Source organism: Kitasatospora sp. NPDC087315 (genome assembly GCF_044744345.1).
Taxonomy (GTDB): domain Bacteria; phylum Actinomycetota; class Actinomycetes; order Streptomycetales; family Streptomycetaceae; genus Kitasatospora.
In genome coordinates this window covers 189,179-206,764 of record NZ_JBIUYD010000015.1, presented here as the reverse complement: position 1 = coordinate 206,764, position 17,586 = coordinate 189,179, and the positions used below count along the sequence as shown (strand labels likewise).

Below are 17,586 nucleotides of genomic sequence, written 5' to 3'. Positions count from 1 at the left end.
AAGCCAGGTGGTGGCAGAGGCCGGCCGGAGGCGAAACGATTCTCTTGAGTACTCGAAACGTTGCGGTGAAGTCACGCAGAACGTTCCTGGTCCGGACCGGGCACGGCTCGGCGGCGGTCACGGCCGTGCCGGGCCTGCCGGACGCCGCACCGGCCGGGCCGGAGCCCGGGGCACGGCTCGGGCCGGCGCTGCCGCCGGTGCCGTCGGACCCGCCGGACGTCCCGCCGGTGCCGGTGATCCCCGCCCGGCCGGCCGAACCGCCCACGATCCCCGCGCCGAGTACGCCGGACCTCTGGGCCCCGGCCGCCGGGCCGGTGATCGAGCCGCTGTTCACCCGGGCGCCGGGCCTCAACTGGGCGGGCCCGGGGGGCCTTCCCCAGCCCCCGGCCGGAGAGACCACGGGCGCCCGGGCCCGGGCACCGCAGGCCCCCACCGCGCCCCGCGCCGTTCCCTTTTCCGCGGTCCCCGCTCCCGCTCCCCTGGCCGCGCCCGATCCGCGCGCCGCGGCCGAACAGCCGCCCACCGCCCGGGACATCGAGCTGATCCGGGCCAGCCTGGCCGCGGTCGAGCCGGTCGCCGACCGGGCCACCGCGCACTTCTACGCGCTGATCTTCCTGCACCACCCCGAGATCCGCGCGCTCTTCCCGGCCGCCATGGACGTCCAGCGCGACCGCCTCTTCCGCGCCCTGCTGATGGCCGCCCGCAGCGCCGACGACCCGGCCGGCCTGCGGACCCGGCTGAGCGCCCTCGGCCGCGGCCACCGCCGGTACGGGACGCTGACCAGCCACTTCGGCCCGGTGGGCGAGTGTCTGGTGCAGGCACTGGCCCGGTACGCGGGCAACCGCTGGGACCAGGAGACGGAGCTGGCCTGGCGCCGGGTCTACCGCCTGGTCTCCTCGATCATGATCGAGGCCGCCGAGGAGGCCGCCCGTACCTCGCCGCCCTGGTGGCAGGCCGAGGTGGTCGCGCACGAGCGCCGCACCCCCGACATCGCGGTGGTCACCGTCCGCCCCGACCAGGCGTACCCGTACCGGGCCGGGCAGTACACCAGCCTGGAGACGCCCTGGTGGCCGCGGGTCTGGCGGCACTTCTCGTTCGCCTCGGCGCCCCGGCCGGACGGTCTGCTGACCTTCCATGTGAAGGCCGTCCCGGCGGGCTGGGTGAGCAACGCCCTGGTGCACCGGGCCGTGCCGGGGGACGTGCTGCGGCTCGGTCCGGCGGCCGGCGCGATGACGGTCGACCACGCGGCCGGTTCGGACCTGCTCTGTCTCGGCGGCGGCACCGGCATCGCCCCGGTCCGGGCGCTGGTGGAGGAGGTCGCCCAGTACGGCGCGGCCGGCCGCTCGGTGGAGGTCTTCTACGGTGCCCGGCAGGCCGCCGAGCTCTACGAGCTGGCGGCGCTGAGCGAGCTGGCCCGGTGCCACCGCTGGCTCTCGGTGCACCCGGTGCTGTCCGGCCCCGGGGCCCCGGGAAGCGGACTGCTCACCGGTGAACTGCCGGAGACCGCAGGTCGGTTCGGGCCGTGGGCGGGCCGCGAGGCGTACCTCAGCGGGCCCGCCGCGATGGTGCGGCGCGGGGTCGGCGTGCTGCTGCGCTCCGGGGTGCCGCCGGAGCGGATCCGGCACGACCTGGTCGGCGACCTGGCGGCCGGCTGAGGCTCCGCTCAGCCCAGGTCGGAGGCGAGGAGCGCGCGGATGCCCTCGATGTTGGCCGCCAGGTACGCCCGCAGGCTGGGCGGGACGACGTTGACCGAGGTGACGCCCTCCCGGGTGAACGGCAGCCGGACCACCTCGTACTCGCCGTTGGGCTCGTCCACCTCGGGCCCGTGCCGCCGGGTGAGGTCCATCGAGGCGAGCCGGCAGACGAAGAAGTGCTGCACCTTGACCCCGTGCGGGTGGAGCGGGGCGCCGTGGTCGACGGCGGTCCCGCCCGGCGCGTGGGGGTGCGGGTGGGGGTGGCTGACGGTGTCCACGAAGGCGGGGACGACGTCGACGACCTTGCCGCCGAGCTCCTCGTCCACCTCCCGGTGCAGGGCGTCCACCACGGTGCGGTCGTCGCGCTCCACCCCGCCGCCTGGGGTGATCCAGTACGGGCGCGGGGAGTCGGGCCGGAGCCGCTTGATCAGCACGATCGAGGCCGGGCCGTACGGGTCGTCCGGGTCGAGTTCCAGCAGGATCGCCCGCGCGGTGCGCTTGACCACGGGGCGTGGTGGCTGGTGGGTGTTCGCTGGGCCCATGGAGACCTCCGGGGCTGGAGCGTTGTGCGGGAGTCTCCCGCAGGGCGGCGGGGCCGAAACGCTGACCTGCCCGGGGTGCGTCCGTTCGGGGACAGGGCGCGACGCTGATGGATCTTGGATAATGAAGATGAAGCTTAAACCGATCATGAAAATAGTGGGTCGATCGGACTTTTAACCTTCGATTCCAAGGATTTTACCGAGTGAACCGTGTGAGAGTGATTGCAGCCGCGCCGTCCCTGTGCTGCAATGAGCGACTATCGGGCGAATCGGAGCACTTCACTCCGTATGTCCACCTGTGCAGTGACTCGGGCTGGGGGCTGGGTGTGGCCATGGATCAGATCGCAGAGCAGTCCAAGGCGCTCCGTGCGGGGAGGGTGGTCAGGTTGCCGACGCCCACGTCACCTCCGCGCAAGGACCGGCCGCCCACCCTGATCGCCTCGGTCCAGCGGGCGCTGCGGCTGCTGGAGGCCGTCGGCGGGTTCCGGCAGGGGGCCACGGCCAAGCAGCTCGCCCGGGCCGCCGGCCTGCCGCTCGGCACCGCCTACCACCTGCTGCGCACGCTGACCCACGAGGGCTACCTCCGCCGGGACGACGGCAGGTTCTTCTACGGGGAGTCGGTGGACGGCATAGGACGGGCCGACGACCGCCAGTCCCAGCGGCACGATCTGCGCGCCCGGATGGAGCGGTTGCGGGGCGAACTCGGCGCCGCGGTCTACTTCGCGCTCTACCAGGACGGCGAGGTGCGGGTGGTGGACGTGGTCGCCGGACGGGGGCAGCCCGCCGTCGAACCCTGGGCCGACTTCCAGGCCACCGCGCACGCCCACGCGATCGGCCAGTGCCTGCTGGGTCAGCTCCCCGAGGACGCCCGGCGTGACCACCTCGCGCGCCACCCGCCGGTCGGGCTCACCCCGTCCACCCTCGTCGACGAGGCGGCCGTCCTGCGCCGGCTCTCCGCGCTACGGCCGACCATGCCCGTCCTGGAGCGCCAGGAGTACGCGCTCGGCACGGTCTGCGCGGCGGTGCCGATCACCGTCGGGTCGGTGGTCGCGACGATGGCTGTCTCGCTCCCGGTGGAACAGGCCGACCGGCTGGCCGTCGTCGCCGGGCAACTGCGTCGGAGCGTCGGCGCGATGACACCGTCGTTCGTCCTCTGAAACTCCCCGTGTCGCTTTGGTTCCGCTTTGTTCACCATTTGAAAAAGCGCGCCTTGTCCATGGCGCGACCAAACGTGGACGATGAGGATCGAACGGGGATCGGTTACACAAAACCGCCAAATCGTCTACGCGACAGACACAGTCGCACTCCCTCATCCCCTGTCAGCGAACTGCCTTGTCCGGCCCGCGCGGACCCTCAGCACGTGCGACCGGGCAGAACGAGAGGTACTGGCGCCATGCAGCACACCACAGTCCAGGGCCACCTGGTGATGAACCTCGTGGCCTCGAACGAGCTCTCCTTCCGCATCGTGGTCGACCTCGCGTACGACCCGATCGACCCGTACGCGGTCCGCTTCACCTTCCACCTGCCCGGTGACGAACCGGTGACCTGGGTCTTCGCCCGTGAGCTGCTGCTCGACGGGATCAGTCGTCCGGCCGGCGAGGGCGATGTGCACATCCACCCGGTCAGCGGGGAGCTCTCCGAGGTCTGCGTCGTGCTGCACTCTCCCGACGGGGACGCCCTGTTGCGTGCCTCCGCGGCGCCGCTGATCGCCTTCCTGGCCCGGACCGACCGGCTGGTGCCGATGGGTCAGGAGATCACCGGGGGTGAACTGGACGCTGAGCTCGCGGACATCCTCCGAGGGTGTGAGAACGCCGGGTGACCGGCTGCGGGACCAGCGTGGCCGAAGGGGCCCGTACCCGGTGAACCACCCGGGCGCGGGCCCCTTTCGCGTGGGCTCTCGTGTCGGCTCTCGTGCTGGCGCACCGGGCCGGACGCTCAGTCGTCGTCGCCCAGGGCGAGGTTGAGACCCCAGGAGACCAGGCTGATGATCAGCGCGCCGAACAGCGCGGCCCAGAAGCCCTCGACGTGGAAGTCCAGGTGGAGCTTGTCCGAGGCCCAGGAGGTGAGCCAGAGCATCAGGGCGTTGATGACGAAGGTGATCAGGCCCAGGGTGAGGATGAACAGCGGCAGCGAGAACAGCTTCACCACTGGCTTGATCAGCCAGTTGACCACCCCGAAGACCAGCGCCACGGCGATCACCGTCAGGGTCTTGTGCTGCCAGTCGTCACCGGTCAGCGTGATGCCGGTGACGATCCAGGCGGCCACCCAGATGGCGGCCGCGTTGATAAGTGTCTTGATGACGAAACCCTTCATGGCCCCAGCGTCGCAGGCCACCGGGGGGCGGGGGAAGCTCCCACCGGGCATGTTGGTGTTGAATGCCCGGTGGTCCCGGACTTGGAGGGGTAGCACCGATGAAGCTTTTCCGGCTGCACGAACTGGACGCCGAGCGCGCCGCCAACGACGGTGCCTATCTGCGCTTTCTGCGCGAGCCGCGGATGTCCGCCGGCCTCTACGCGCTCTCCCCGGGCGACACCGACCCGCAGACCGCGCACGCCCAGGACGAGATCTACCAGGTGGTCAGCGGCCGGGCCGAACTGACCGTCGGCGACGAGACCGCCACGGTCGCGCGCGGCACCGTCGTCTACGTCCCCGCCGGAGTGCCGCACCGGTTCCACCACATCACCGAGGAACTGCGGGTGCTCGTGGTGTTCTCCCCGCCCGAGGACTGATCCGGGGCCCGGTTAGGGTCGGGGTATGAGCCTGAGCCTGACGGAAGAACTCTGGGCGGCGATCGAACCGGTCTACGCCAAGATCCTCGACCACCCCTTCATCGGCGGCCTCACCGACGGCACCCTGCCCCGGGAGGCGTTCCGCCACTTCGTCGTCCAGGACTCGCACTACCTGCGCGACTACGCCCGCGCGCTCGCCGTCTGCGCCGCCAAGGCGCCCGGTGAGGAGGAGGTGCGGGCCTTCGCCGACGACGCGGTCGGCGCGCTGGCGGCCGAGCAGGGCATGCACGCCGAGTTCATGGAGGCCTTCGGCGCCAGCGCCGAACAGGCCGCCACGGAACCGGTGTTGCCCACCACCCGGGCCTACACTAGCTATCTGCTGGCGACCGTCTACGGCGGTTCCTTCGCCGAGGCCGTCGGCGCGGTGCTGCCCTGCTACTGGATCTATGCCCGGGTCGGTGACGAACTGCTCGCCAAGGGCTCCCCCGACCCGCTCTACGCGAAGTGGATCGCGACCTACGGGGACGAGACGTTCCAGGCCGTGGTGCGGCGGGTGCTGGCGCTCACCGACCGGCTCGGCGAGGAGATCTCCCCGGCGGAGCGCCGCCGGGTGGTCGAGCACTTCACCACCACCTCGCGCTACGAGTGGATGTTCTGGGACGCCGCCTGGCGTGGCGAGACGTGGCCGGTCTGATCCTCCTGGCCGGTCTGATCCTCAGGGGAGCCCCCGGGGGTCGGAGTCGGGGTGATCTCGGGGTTCTCTCCGGGCCGTTGGCTCTCGTTCCGGCACTTGCGGCCCCGTACGATCGAAGTATCGAAAGCAAACGGGATGCGGCACCGGACGGCAGCCGGCCCCGAGGGGAGAGAAGGAACGGACATGGCTGAGTTCTGGAAGTCGCTGCCCTCCTGGGTGCGCAACATCGTCGTCCCGGTGCTGGTGCTGATCCTGGCCTGGAACATCGTGGGGTTCGTGTTCGGCGTCGTCGGCGCCCTGCTGAGCGTGGTCATCAAGCTGCTGGTGGTGGTCGGCATCGCCGCCGCCGTGGTGATCCTGGTGAAGAAGGCCACCAAGAGCTGACCCGTACGGACCCCGGACGCCCGTACCCCCTGCGTGGGGTGCGGGCGCCGGTCGTTCTGGTGGCGGCGGACAACCGACAACTAACAGATAACAGATAACAGATAACAGAAAACGAATGTTGAAAGTTGTCATCCGTTACCTGTCATCCGTCAGCTGTCGTCCGCCGACCGTCGGACCCGGGCCTCCGTCACCGCGCGGTCCTCGATCGGCACCTGCTGGACCGGCCCCGGTTTCGGCCCCGGCGCCGGAGCCGCTGGTTGTTCCGGACCGTGCATGGTGGTGAGCAGCTGCCGGGCGAGGCCGAGGCCGGTGCCGCCCATGGTGAGGGCCTTGGCGAACAGCTCGCCCACCCCGTCGGCGCCGTTCAGCAGGATCATGTGCTCGACATTGCCGAAGGACTCGGCGGCGGCCAGCACGATGTCCGGCCACTTCTCCGCCAACTCCTGTGCCACCACGGCCTCCTGGTTCTCCGAGAGGGCGGCGGCCCGGGCCCGGATGCCCTCGGCCTTGGCGAGCCCGATCGCCCGGGTCGCCTCCGCGTCCGCCAGACCGCGGGCCTCGGCGGAGGCGGCCTCCGCCTCCCCGGTGGCCCTGGTCGCCTCGGCGGCGGCGAGCCCGCGCAGCTTGGTGGCCTCCGCGGCGGCCGCGGCGGCGATCTTGACCTGGCCGGCCTCGGCCGCCGCCTTCAGCTCGGTCTCCTGGGCCTGAGCCTGGGCGGCGGAGATCCGGGCGTCGCGGTCGGCCTCGGCCCTGGTGCGGGTCTCGTACGCCTTGGCGTCGGCCGGCTTGCGGACATCGATCTGCAGCTGCTGCTCCTTGCGGCGGGCCTCCAGCTCGGCGACCTTGGTCTCCTGGACGACCACCTCCTGCCGGGCGGCGGCCTGGGCGAGCGGTCCGGCCTGTTCGGCGCGGGCGTTGGCGGTGTCCCGTTCGGCCTGGTAGGCGGACTGCTGGATCTGGCTGTTGCGGGTGGCCTCGGCCTTGCGCGCGGCGGCCTCCTGCTCCGCCTCGGTGGCCATCCGGTCGGCCTCGGCCTGGGCGATCCGGGCGTCCCGCTGGACGGCGGCGGCGTGCGGGATGGCGAGGTTCTTGATGTAGCCGGTGGGGTCGATGATCTCCTGGATCTGCAGGGTGTCGATGATCAGCCCGAGCTTCTCCATCTCCAGCCCGGAGGCGGCCCTGGTCTCCCCGGTGAGCCGCTCGCGGTCCCTGATCATGTCCTCGACGGTGAGCCCGCCGACGATCGAGCGCAGGTGGCCGGCGAAGACGTTGTGGACGCGCTGGCTGATCAGCTTCTGCTGGTCGAGAAAGCGCCGGGCGGCATTGGCGATGGAGACCTCGTCGTCGCCGACCTTGAAGATCACCACGCCTTTGACGTGGACCGGGATGCCCTGTGAGGTGACGCATTCGACGTTCAGCTCGGCCTCGTTGAGGTCCAGTGAGAGCCGGCGGACACCCTGGAGGCCCGGCGTGACGAAGGTCCCGCGGCCGGTGACGATCCGGAAGCCCAGACCGTCGCCGACCCCCTCGGTCCGGTGCCGGGAGCCGGAGATGATCAGAGCCTCGTTGGGCTCCGCCACCCGCCACATGAGTTTGAAGAGCGTGATCCCGAAGACCAGCGCGGCGACGACGGCCCCCGCGATGATGAGCACCATGGTTCAACTCCCCCTTCCGGCGCATGAGATGCGCCGGTTCGGATTGTCCGCTCAGGGCAACTCGAAGGAAAGGGAAGTGACGTGACGGGCTGTCACAAGCGTGTCACGGGAAGACCGGTGCCACATAGACGGTCCGGGGCGGGTGGTACTCGACCACCACCACCGGTGTGCCGACCGACAGCCGGTCGCCCGGTACGGCGAGGTAGGCCAGGAAGGCCTCCGTCCCCTGGCGCTCCCTGACGTGCACCATCACCTCGCCGACCAGACCGGCTCCGACCGGACCGGTGACCCGCCCTGTGCTTCCGACCACTACGGCCTCCCTCGTCGCCTGCCCGTGTGACTGCCAGTCTGCCGGGCCGGGCTCCCCCGGTGGGCCCGCCGGCCGAATCGCCGGGCACCGACCCCCTCTGGACCAGCCGCGATCGGCTCGCTACGGTGTTGGACGTCATGCGCGGGCAATACCGCCTGCGGACACGGGAGCTCGGAGCACCGGGCTGAGAGGGCGCTGACCGGGACGTCGCTGGACGTGCCGAACGCTGCGCCGACCGCAGGAACCTGACCGGGTAATGCCGGCGTAGGGAGTTGAAGGTCTGATGACCACTTTTGATGCACAGCCGCAGTCTGCCCAGAACGCCGCCGTCAGCAGCGCGGGCACCGGCTATCCGACCCCGGCCTGGCGCAAGGCCTACCGCGACGGGTCCCGCCCCGACCTGCGCGTTCCGTACCGCGAGGTCGTGCTCACCAACGAGAAGAGCGTCCCGCTCTACGACACCTCCGGGCCGTACACCGACCCGGCGTACGAGCCCGACGTACGGCGCGGCCTGCCCGCGCTGCGCGACGCGTGGATCCGCCAGCGCGGCGACGTCGAGGAGTACGACGGCCGCGAGGCCCGCCCCGAGGACGACGGGATCAAGCACACCTCGCCGCGCGGCGGAAACCTGAAGAACCTGGACGCCGTCTTCCCCGGCCGCCCGCGCCGCCCCCTGCGCGGCCGCGGCGACGCCGCAGTCACCCAGCTCGGCTACGCCAAGCGCGGCATCGTGACCCCGGAGATGGAGTTCGTCGCCCTGCGCGAGGGCCTGGCGCCGGAGTTCGTCCGCTCCGAGGTGGCGCGCGGCCGGGCCGTCATCCCGGTCAACGTGAACCACCCCGAGGTCGAGCCGGCCGCCATCGGCACCAACTTCCTGGTGAAGATCAACGCCAATATCGGCAACTCCGCCGTCACCTCCTCGATCGAGGAGGAGGTGGAGAAGATGACCTGGGCCACCCGCTGGGGCGCGGACACCGTGATGGACCTCTCCACCGGCCGCAACATCCACACCACCCGCGAGTGGATCCTGCGAAACTCCCCCGTGCCGATCGGCACCGTGCCGCTCTACCAGGCGCTGGAGAAGGTCGACGGCAAGGCCGAGGACCTCAGCTGGGACGTCTACCGCGACACCGTCGTCGAGCAGTGCGAGCAGGGCGTGGACTACATGACCGTCCACGCCGGAGTGCTGCTGCGGTACGTCCCGCTGACGGCCCGCCGCAAGACCGGCATCGTCTCGCGCGGCGGCTCGATCATGGCCGCCTGGTGTCTGGCGCACCACCGGGAGAACTTCCTCCACACCAACTTCGAGGAGCTCTGCGACATCCTCGCCCGCTACGACGTCACCTTCTCGCTCGGTGACGGCCTGCGGCCCGGTTCGATCGCCGACGCCAACGACGAGGCGCAGTTCGCCGAACTCCGGACGCTGGGCGAACTCGGCCGGATCGCCCGGGCCAAGGACGTCCAGGTGATGATCGAGGGCCCGGGCCACGTCCCGATGAACAAGATCAAGGAGAACATGGATCTCCAGCGGGAGATCTGCGACGAGGCGCCGTTCTACACCCTCGGCCCGCTGACCACCGATGTCGCCCCCGGCTACGACCACATCACCTCGGGCATCGGCGCCGCGATGATCGCCTGGTGGGGCACCGCGATGCTCTGCTACGTCACCCCCAAGGAGCACCTGGGCCTGCCCAACCGGGACGACGTGAAGACCGGCGTCATCACCTACAAGATCGCCGCCCACGCCGCCGACCTCGCCAAGGGCCACCCCGGCGCCCAGGCCTGGGACGACGCCCTCTCCGACGCCCGCTTCGAGTTCCGCTGGGAGGACCAGTTCAACCTGGCCCTCGACCCGGAGACGGCCCGCGCCTTCCACGACGAGACCCTCCCCGCGGAGCCCGCCAAGACGGCCCACTTCTGTTCCATGTGCGGCCCGAAGTTCTGCTCGATGAAGATCAGTCAAAAGATCCGGGCCGAGCACGGCGAGGGCTCCAGTGCCGTGGAGACCGAGTTCGACGCCGAGGCCCTGGCGGGCATGAAGGCCAAGTCCGAGGAGTTCGCCGCCCAGGGCAACCGGGTCTACCTGCCGCTGGCGGACTGACGTTGCCCCGCCGGCTGCGCTGCTCCGGGAAGCCGGGAGGCTTTCCCGGAGCAGCGCTTCGGCGTGCGGCTGCTCCAGGGAGGAAGGGTGGCCGGCGGGCTGGTGATCTGCTCTGATACTGATGCCGCCATGAATCAGCAGAGCAACAGTGAGCCCGATGTCGCTGGCTGGGCGGTGGAATGCCGTGAGTACACGCGAGGGGCGCTGACCACCATCGGTGAGCGCGAGGACCTGATGCAGACCGATCCGGGTACGGCCTCCCGCATCGTCGGAGACCAACTCGCCGAGTGGGCGACCTACCCGGAACTGTCCGAGGACGAGTGGGCCAGGGCGCACTCGCTGCTGATGTTGTTCGCCGCCGAGTTCCTGATCAGTGCGTACGGGGCCCGTTGGGACTGGCTGGTCGACGTGTCCTCTCCGCTCGGGGGTCGCTGGGTCGTCACCGGATTCACCCATCCGCTGGGACAGGAGACGGCGCCCGTCGATGTCGGGTGGCTCGCGCATGAGGCGAGGATCAACGGAACGTTCAGCCTCTCCCACGTGATCAACCGAGCGGTCGACCTGTCCATGATCAGGGTGTTCAGGTGATCACCGAGCCCGCGTGTTCCAGGGAAACCACGGCAACGCTCCAGGTGGTCACGAGCAGGGTGCCCCCGTTCAGCATCCGAAGGAGTCGGAGCACGTACTGGCTGCCACCGGCCCTGGCGGATCGATCGGCATTGCGGTCGGCTCGGCGGCTGCCATTGCCTTGGGAGGCTCACTCCTCATTTTTATGAGGCGGAGCGGACGAGCCGCACCCCGCCGACGGCACTAGCCCTGACAGAGGTGAACGCCCAGTCTGCCAGCGGGTCAACCTCCCGCCGGCAGACTGACGCGTCAGCTGACGGGCGCTGTTCCGCGAGGCCGTACCGGCCTTCCGGAACAGCGCCTTGTTGACTTGCGTTGACCTGCGTGAGTGCGGTCCAGCAGCTCACGGCAAGTCGGAACTCTGCGACGGCTCCACCGCCGTCACCTTCGGCCTCCCGCCCGCCGGACTGACGCGACGGAGGGTGCTCCGGTGACCGGTACGGCGTTCGGGTGGTGCGCCGCTCAGCGGAGGGTGGTCTCGATCAGGCCGGCGACCCGGTCGGCGGTGAGGATGCCGAGGAGGTAGCCGTCGTCGTCGATGACCGGCCAGACGGTCAGGTGCTTGATCCGCATCGCGACAGCGGCCGTGGAGAGGGTCATGGTCGGCCAGGCGAACGGGCCGCGCTGGTGCCTGGTGCTGCTGACCGGGGTGAGTTCGGTGTACCAGGGCGGGGCGAGGAACGGGTGGAGTCCCGTCCGGGTGACCAGGCCTTCGCAGCGGCCGTTGTGGTCACGGACGAGGAGGTAGGGGACGCCCGCGCTGCGGAGGATGTCGTCGGCCTGGTCGACGGTGCTGTCGTCGGGGATCTGGTACTCGAACGGTTCCATCGCGTCGGCGACTGTGAGGTCGTGGCGAAGGCCTGTCGGCTTCGTGGAGTGGATGGTCACGGTGTCACCGGTGCCTGACTCCGGTGCGGCGAGGGCGGCCGCCCGGAAGGGTCCTTCGTCCAGGACGAGGCCGGAGAAGGTGACCGGGATGCGGGGTGCCCTGGACATGTCCAGGCTACTCCGGGCCAGGTCGGCCCGGGGGCGGGCCGGCGCGGAGTACCGTGGGAGGCAACCGAGGACATGTCGCACACCGGTACCCACATTGGTGTCGCCCTGGGTCATGATCGGTCCTCTTTCTGGACCGGACGGGCGGCTCGTGATGATGCCGATTCCGCTTCCCACTCCTTCCGCCCCGGGGCCGTGGTCCGTCCCCGGTGTTCCCCTGCTGCCGCGGCTGGTGCTGGAGCCGACGATGTCCCGCAGCGGGATGTTCGACGGCGCGTGGTGGCCCCGCACGAAGGACGCCCGGGCCGAGCTGCCGGACCTGATCACCGCGCTCAGTGTCCATCTGGGCCCCATCCTCCGGGTCGGCCTGTCCACCTCGGCCTGGTACCACATCCCCCGGTCGGTCACCGTGGACGGTCAATCGGTCCGGATCGGCTGGTTCCCCGCCAGCGCCGAGACCATCAGCCTCACCCGGGGCTTCGAGGACCACTTCCTCCTCCTCGTGGTGCCACCCGGTACCGAGCCGGGTACGGCCGCCGCCGCCATGGCGGGGGCGTCGGCGCCGGGGAACCACTCCCCGGCGGCCGAGCTGCTCGGCCGGCCGGTTCGGTGGCTGAACACGGGTCAGTAGCACGTAGCTGGACGGGTGTTGGCCGCTCAGACGTCGTCGGGGCCGGTGAAGGCCGGCGGGGTGTAGCCGGGGCCGGTGAAGTCGGGGGTGGTGAAGGCGGCGGTACGCGGCTCGCGGCCTTCGGGGTCGGTGAGGCCGTCGGCGCCGGGGCTGGTGAAGCCGGGGCCGGAGTAGTGGCCGCTGGAGTAGCCGGGGCTGCTGAAGTCCGGGCTGCTGAAATCGGGCCGGGCGGATTCGGGCCGGGCAGGGTCCGCCGGAACCGGCCCGTCGGCGGGCGCCGGGGTGCCGGGCGGTGCTGCCGGGTCGGCGTGCAGACAGGCGTGCAGGTACGCCACCAGGGCGCGGTCGCGCAGCGCGCGCTGCCAGGCGCGCCGGGCGTCGGCGACCTCGGTCGCGAGCCCGGGGGCGGCGCCGGCGGGGGCCGTGGAGCCGTCCCGCAGCGCGGTGAGGACCAGTCCGACGATCCCGGCCGCCATCGCGACCAGGCCGGCCGCCAGTGCCAGCCAGCCGGCCGTCAGGACCGAACCGGCCAGCGCCAGACCGGGGTTGGCGGCGCGCAGCGTGTACCCGATGAGGAGCAGGACCAGGGCGGCGGCCCAGGCGAGGATCGGGGTGAGCACGGTCAGGACCGGGAACAGTCCGGCGCCGCCGTTCGCCGAGCGCAGCTGGCTGAACAGCCCCGGCGCGCCGGCCGTGCCGCCCTGGCCGGGCGGGGGTGTGTCGCGCAGGCTCTGCCGCAGCCGGGTGTAGTGCGCGTACTCGGTGGCGGCCGCGGCCGCGATGTCGTCGGCCTCGCGCAGGGCCTTGGTGCGCAGCTGCTCGGCGGTGAGGGCGCCGGGCCCGCGCAGGGCGGTGAGGATGGTGCCGTCGCGCAGTGCTTCGTCGAGGAGGCGCTCGAAGTCCGGGCGGTCCTCGGCGAGCAGATGCGGGGCGTTGTTCATACGGACCCCGTTCATGCGAACCCCGTCCGCTCCGCCGGGCGGGCACGGAGACGGGCCGCCACACGAGCGGCCGGGTGTGGTGTGCCTCGATGGTAGGGGCGGGTGCGGCCGCGTTGACAGTCGGTTTCCGGAACTTTGCCCCCGGCCGGGGAACGGCGCAGGTCAGGGGCGGTGGCGAACGCCTGTCCGGTTGACGGACGGACGGACTGGCGGAGGGGCGGGCGACGCGTCGGTCGGTTCGGCGCGGCCGACCGGTTCAGATCGGGAGCCGGGCGACCAGCAGCCGCCCCTCCATGGTGACCCCGCCGTCCATGGCGACCGCGAGGTCGTCGGCGTAGATGTACGGGCCGGGGATGTGCGGCGGGGCGCCGTCGTCGGCGTGCACCGCGCCGGTGAGGTACGGGATCGGGCTGTGGCCGTGCACCACGCGCGCGCCGCCGTAGGTGTCGAGCAGCTCGTGGACGGCCATCGGGCCGGCGTCGCCGCGGAAGGCGAAGCGCTTGGTGAAGCGGCGGAAGCAGTCCCACCACTCGTCCACGCCCTCGTCGGCGAGCAGGTCGTGGACGGCGTCGTTGACCGCGGCGATGGAGTCGCCGTACTCCAGGTAGGCGGTGGTGTCGGAGTGCAGCAGCAGGTGGCCGTCCTCCAGCGCGATGGCCGGCAGCCGGGAGAGCCAGCTGATGTGGTGCCCCTCCAGGCGGTCCAGGTCGTGCTGCTGGCCGCCGTTGAGCCGCCAGGCGGCGAGGAAGGAGGCGGTGCCGGCGGTGGACTGGACGGGCTCGTCGCCGTACCGGGCGGCGCCGAGGAAGAGCAGTTCGTGATTGCCCATCAGGGCGCGGCAGTAGCCGCCGGCGGCGGCGGCCTCGGCGGCGAGCTGCATGACCAGGTCGATGACGCCGATGCCGTCGGGGCCGCGGTCGGTGAAGTCGCCGAGGAACCAGATCCGGGAGCGCCCGGCGGACCAGTGGCCGTCGGCGTCGATCAGGCCCTGGTGGCGCAGTTCGGAGCGGAGTTCGTCGAGGTAGCCGTGCACGTCGCCGACGACGTAGAGCGGGCCGGGGGGCTCGCCGGGGCCGGGCGCGGGGTAGGGGTGGTACGGCAGGCCCGGCTCGGTGAACGGGGGGCCGAGCTCGATGGTCGGCGGGTCGTCGCTCTGGTGCGCGGCGGCGGGCGAGGAGTGGTCGGGGAGGGGCTGCTCGTAGCCGGGGTGGTGGCCGGTGTGCTCCGGTCCGGGGTGGTGGCCGGTGGTGTGCGGGGCGCCGTGTTCCTGGTCCTGCCCGGGGGCCGGCCAGTGCTGTTCGAGGTACCGGGCGCCGCCGTAGCCGCTGTAGGTCTCCGCCTCGTACGAAGCCTCGGGATAGCCCCCGGCGGGCTCCGGTTCGTAGTAGGTGCCGTAGGGCAGCACGTCGAGGTCCGGCTGGTGGCGGGGGCCTGAGTCCGGGTGTTCAGGCCCGGGGAAGCGGTCCTCGGGTGTCATTCGCCCATCATAGGAAGACCACTCTCCCGGCGTCGTCACCTGGTGGGTATCCAATCCTCCGGAGCGTCAGCCGGGCGGTCCGTCAGGTCCGTTTTGTCCCGGCTAGGTATGGTCTAGATCTCGCCCGGGGAGCGGGGAGGGCTGACGGTGGTGCGCGGGCTCCGCCGCTGGGAGGAGGCGCGCACGATGAGCTCGGTGGGCATCAGCGTGCCGGGCGGCGGGCCGGTGCCGGCGGTGCGGAAACGGGGCGGGAAGAGCCGCGCGATGTCCACGCCGGTGCCGGAGTCCACGCCCTCGATGGCGTCGATGAGCAGGTTGACGACGGTGGTGCCGATCCGCCGGGGCTTGAGCGAGAGCGTGGTGATCGGCGGTTCGGTGGTCGCGTAGACGTCGCTCTCGCTGCAGCAGACCAGCAGCAGGTCGTCCGGTACCCGCAGGCCGTACCGGCGGGCGGCGGCGAGCAGATCGGTGCCGTTGGGGTCGAAGAGCCCGTAGACGGCGTCCGGCCGGTCCGGGCGGGCGAGCAGCCGGTCGGCGGCGACGGCGCCGGAGGCCGGGTCGTGCGCGGGGTAGGTCTCGTACACCGGCTCCTGGCCGACCTTGGCGCACCAGCCGAGGTAGGCCTCGGTGGAGAGCCGGGTGTAGGTGTCGGTGCTGGTGCCGGTGAGCAGGCCGATCCGGCGGGCGCCGGCCTCGGAGAGGTGGTCGAGGATGCCGAGCACGGCGGCCTCGTGGTCGTTGTCGACCCAGGCGGTGACCGGGCAGTTGCCGGGCTTGCCGTCGCTGACCACCGGGACGCCGGACCGGTACAGCTCGCTGACCAGCGGGTCCTGGTCGGGCGGGTCGATCACCACGGTGCCGTCGAGGGCGATGTTGCCCCAGACGTCGTGCCGGGAGGAGGCGGGCAGGACCACGAGCGCGTAGCCGCGGCCGAGGGCGGCGCTGGTGGCGGCGCGGGCCATCTCGGCGAAGTAGGCGAACTCGGTGAAGGTGAAAGGCTCTTCACCGTAGGTCGTGACGGTCAGTCCGATCAGGCCGGATCGTCCGGTGCGCAGGGTGCGGGCGGCTGCCGAGGGGCGGTAGCCGAGGCGCTCGGCCACCTCGCGCACCCGGCTTCTGGTCTCGTCGGGCAGGCGGCCCTTACCGTTCAGCGCGTCGGAGACGGTGGTGATCGACACTCCGGCGGCTGCTGCCACATCCCGGATGCCGGCCCGCTCCAGACGTCGTGAGGTGGTGGGTCGCCGACCGCTCTGGTTGGCTGCTGCTGTCATGGCGGACCGATCGTATGGCTCCTGACAAGGGTCTGTGACCGGCGCATCGGAAGCCTTCGGAGATACGTTTCTCCAAGAGTGAGCCCGCCCACGCCCCTTCGATACCTGCCCGAAACCGGCCGTCTTACCTCTGACATGTGCCAAAGGAACCCGGCAGAATGGCTGATCTGCACCGGTAACCCGACCGGGCATCTCACTCCTACGGGTGAGCGCGGTCGGTATCGTTCGGGGCACCCGACCGGGGTGGTCCGGGTGCGTTCCGAGATCCCGGGTACGGCGGCGATCCCGTTCGTGGCGGGCGCGAACGCAGCGGAGAGAGAAGGAGAAGGACCGTGAGCGGTACGGCAGCACAGGGGCCCCGGCTGAGGCCGACCCTGGACGGCATCCCCACCTACAAGCCCGGCAAGCCGGCCGGCGCCGACGCCTACAAGCTGTCCTCCAACGAGAACCCGTACGAGCCGCTGCCCGGTGTGCTCGAAGCGGCGGTCGCGGCGGCGGGCTCGCTCAACCGGTACCCGGACATGGCGGTCACCGAGCTCACCGCCGAGCTGGCCCGGCACTTCGACGTCCCGGCCGAGCACATCGCCACCGGCACCGGCTCCGTCGGCGTCGCCCAGTCGCTGATCCTCGCCACCGCCGGCCCCGGCGACGAGGTGATGTTCGCCTGGCGCTCGTTCGAGGCCTACCCGATCATCACCCAGGTCGCCGGTGCGACCCCCGTCCCGGTGCCGCTCACCGCCGCCGGGGACCACGACCTGGACGCGATGCTCGCCGCGGTCACCGGGCAGACCCGGCTGATCTTCGTCTGCAACCCCAACAACCCCACCGGCAACGTGATCCACCGCGCCGAGCTGGAGCGCTTCCTGGACGCGGTGCCCGCCGACATCCTCGTGGTGATCGACGAGGCGTACATCGAGTTCATCCGCGACCCCGAGGTGCCCAACGGCATCGACCTCTACCGCGACCGGCCCAACGTCTGTGTGCTGCGCACCTTCTCCAAGGCGTACGGCCTGGCGGGCATGCGGGTCGGCTTCGCGATCGCGCACGAGCCGGTGGCGAACGCGCTGCGCAAGACCGCCGTCCCGTTCGGCGTCACCCAGCTCTCCCAGGACGCGGCCGTCGCCTCGCTGCGCGCCGAGGAGGCGCTGATGGTCCGGGTGGACGCGCTGGTCGAGGAGCGCACCCGGGTCGTCGCCGGGCTGCGCGCCCAGGGCTGGGAGATCCCCGACACGCAGGCCAACTTCGTCTGGCTGGCGCTCGGTGACCGCTCCCCGGAGTTCGCCGCGGCCTGCGCCGAGGCCGGCGTGATCGTCCGCCCGTTCCCGGAGGGCGTCCGGATCTCGATCGGCGAGGTCGAGGGCAACTCGATCTTCCTCTCGGTGGCCGAGGCCTTCCGCAAGGAGCTGTAGGGCCTGTCCGGCAGCGGAGTGGGGGGGGGGGGGGGGGGGCCCCCCCCCCCCCGGTTGTTGGGGGGGGGCGGGCCGCGGCGCCCGCCCCCCCCCCCCCCCCCCCCCCGATGGGGGTCCGATAAAAGGCGGGG

18 protein-coding genes and 1 riboswitch are annotated in these 17,586 nt (G+C 71.5%); of the genes, 10 read left to right on the top strand and 8 right to left on the bottom strand.

What is annotated here, in order from left to right:
- Positions 1–65: 65 nt before the first annotated feature.
- Positions 66–1,655: a globin domain-containing protein gene (locus tag ACIO5D_RS22805; protein ID WP_400797315.1), complete on the top strand. Its 1,590-nt coding sequence runs from the start codon at positions 66–68 to the stop codon at positions 1,653–1,655.
- An 8-nt stretch (positions 1,656–1,663) separates the two neighbouring features.
- Here ACIO5D_RS22805 and ACIO5D_RS22800 read toward each other — a convergent pair whose 3' ends face one another.
- Positions 1,664–2,236 (bottom strand): NUDIX domain-containing protein, encoded by a 573-nt coding sequence (locus tag ACIO5D_RS22800; protein WP_363613957.1) that lies wholly within the window; start codon positions 2,234–2,236, stop codon positions 1,664–1,666.
- A gap of 329 nt (positions 2,237–2,565) precedes the next feature.
- On the opposite strand from ACIO5D_RS22800, the gene ACIO5D_RS22795 reads away from it, so the two are divergent.
- Both ACIO5D_RS22795 and ACIO5D_RS22790 read left to right on the top strand, forming a co-directional pair.
- Positions 2,566–3,390, top strand: coding sequence for a helix-turn-helix domain-containing protein (locus tag ACIO5D_RS22795; protein ID WP_363613959.1), 825 nt, complete (start codon positions 2,566–2,568; stop codon positions 3,388–3,390).
- A 236-nt stretch (positions 3,391–3,626) separates the two neighbouring features.
- On the top strand, positions 3,627–4,052 hold the full coding sequence (locus ACIO5D_RS22790; protein ID WP_400797313.1) for an SsgA family sporulation/cell division regulator: 426 nt from the start codon (positions 3,627–3,629) through the stop codon (positions 4,050–4,052).
- A 116-nt stretch (positions 4,053–4,168) separates the two neighbouring features.
- Here the strand turns inward: ACIO5D_RS22790 and ACIO5D_RS22785 are convergent, their stop codons facing one another.
- Complete coding sequence (locus tag ACIO5D_RS22785) at positions 4,169–4,546, bottom strand: phage holin family protein (protein WP_363613963.1); 378 nt, start codon at positions 4,544–4,546, stop codon at positions 4,169–4,171.
- 98 nt (positions 4,547–4,644) lie between these two features.
- Between ACIO5D_RS22785 and ACIO5D_RS22780 the strand changes: the two genes are divergently transcribed.
- The 3 genes from ACIO5D_RS22780 (at position 4,645) to ACIO5D_RS22770 (ending at position 6,040) form a co-directional block, all read left to right on the top strand.
- Positions 4,645–4,962: a cupin domain-containing protein gene (locus ACIO5D_RS22780; protein WP_363613965.1), complete on the top strand. Its 318-nt coding sequence runs from the start codon at positions 4,645–4,647 to the stop codon at positions 4,960–4,962.
- Between the two features lie 25 nt (positions 4,963–4,987).
- Positions 4,988–5,656 (top strand): thiaminase II, encoded by a 669-nt coding sequence (gene tenA / locus ACIO5D_RS22775; protein ID WP_363613967.1) that lies wholly within the window; start codon positions 4,988–4,990, stop codon positions 5,654–5,656.
- 183 nt (positions 5,657–5,839) lie between these two features.
- The gene (locus tag ACIO5D_RS22770; protein WP_400797306.1) at positions 5,840–6,040 is read left to right on the top strand and encodes a DUF5326 family protein; all 201 of its coding nucleotides are present in this window, start codon (positions 5,840–5,842) and stop codon (positions 6,038–6,040) included.
- A gap of 149 nt (positions 6,041–6,189) precedes the next feature.
- On the opposite strand, the gene ACIO5D_RS22765 is transcribed toward ACIO5D_RS22770, so the two are convergent.
- Both ACIO5D_RS22765 and ACIO5D_RS22760 read right to left on the bottom strand, forming a co-directional pair.
- Positions 6,190–7,695, bottom strand: coding sequence for a flotillin family protein (locus ACIO5D_RS22765; RefSeq protein ID WP_400758086.1), 1,506 nt, complete (start codon positions 7,693–7,695; stop codon positions 6,190–6,192).
- Positions 7,696–7,798: 103 nt separating this feature from the next.
- A complete protein-coding gene (locus tag ACIO5D_RS22760) occupies positions 7,799–8,005 on the bottom strand; it encodes a hypothetical protein (protein WP_363613972.1) in 207 nt (68 codons plus the stop codon).
- 153 nt (positions 8,006–8,158) lie between these two features.
- Positions 8,159–8,293: riboswitch (TPP riboswitch) on the top strand.
- Between ACIO5D_RS22760 and thiC the strand changes: the two genes are divergently transcribed.
- Both thiC and ACIO5D_RS22750 read left to right on the top strand, forming a co-directional pair.
- Positions 8,289–10,106, top strand: coding sequence for a phosphomethylpyrimidine synthase ThiC (gene thiC / locus ACIO5D_RS22755; RefSeq protein ID WP_363613974.1), 1,818 nt, complete (start codon positions 8,289–8,291; stop codon positions 10,104–10,106). (Overlaps the previous riboswitch by 5 nt.)
- A gap of 87 nt (positions 10,107–10,193) precedes the next feature.
- Positions 10,194–10,694, top strand: a complete 501-nt coding sequence (locus ACIO5D_RS22750; RefSeq protein ID WP_400797303.1) for a hypothetical protein — start codon at positions 10,194–10,196, stop codon at positions 10,692–10,694.
- 501 nt (positions 10,695–11,195) lie between these two features.
- On the opposite strand, the gene ACIO5D_RS22745 is transcribed toward ACIO5D_RS22750, so the two are convergent.
- Positions 11,196–11,729, bottom strand: coding sequence for a CBS domain-containing protein (locus ACIO5D_RS22745; protein ID WP_400797300.1), 534 nt, complete (start codon positions 11,727–11,729; stop codon positions 11,196–11,198).
- 112 nt (positions 11,730–11,841) lie between these two features.
- Between ACIO5D_RS22745 and ACIO5D_RS22740 the strand changes: the two genes are divergently transcribed.
- Positions 11,842–12,357: a DUF5994 family protein gene (locus tag ACIO5D_RS22740; RefSeq protein WP_400797297.1), complete on the top strand. Its 516-nt coding sequence runs from the start codon at positions 11,842–11,844 to the stop codon at positions 12,355–12,357.
- Between the two features lie 26 nt (positions 12,358–12,383).
- Here the strand turns inward: ACIO5D_RS22740 and ACIO5D_RS22735 are convergent, their stop codons facing one another.
- The 3 genes from ACIO5D_RS22735 to ACIO5D_RS22725 all read right to left on the bottom strand — a co-directional run bounded on the left by ACIO5D_RS22735 (position 12,384) and on the right by ACIO5D_RS22725 (position 16,046).
- Positions 12,384–13,313 carry a hypothetical protein gene (locus ACIO5D_RS22735; protein WP_400654161.1) on the bottom strand — a complete coding sequence of 310 codons (930 nt, stop codon included), beginning with the start codon at positions 13,311–13,313 and terminating at the stop codon, positions 12,384–12,386.
- Positions 13,314–13,554: 241 nt separating this feature from the next.
- Positions 13,555–14,775, bottom strand: coding sequence for a metallophosphoesterase (locus ACIO5D_RS22730; RefSeq protein ID WP_400654163.1), 1,221 nt, complete (start codon positions 14,773–14,775; stop codon positions 13,555–13,557).
- Between the two features lie 113 nt (positions 14,776–14,888).
- Positions 14,889–16,046: a LacI family DNA-binding transcriptional regulator gene (locus ACIO5D_RS22725; RefSeq protein WP_363613985.1), complete on the bottom strand. Its 1,158-nt coding sequence runs from the start codon at positions 16,044–16,046 to the stop codon at positions 14,889–14,891.
- 332 nt (positions 16,047–16,378) lie between these two features.
- On the opposite strand from ACIO5D_RS22725, the gene hisC reads away from it, so the two are divergent.
- Positions 16,379–17,455, top strand: a complete 1,077-nt coding sequence (hisC, locus tag ACIO5D_RS22720) for a histidinol-phosphate transaminase (protein WP_363613987.1) — start codon at positions 16,379–16,381, stop codon at positions 17,453–17,455.
- The last annotated feature ends 131 nt before the right edge of the window (positions 17,456–17,586 follow it).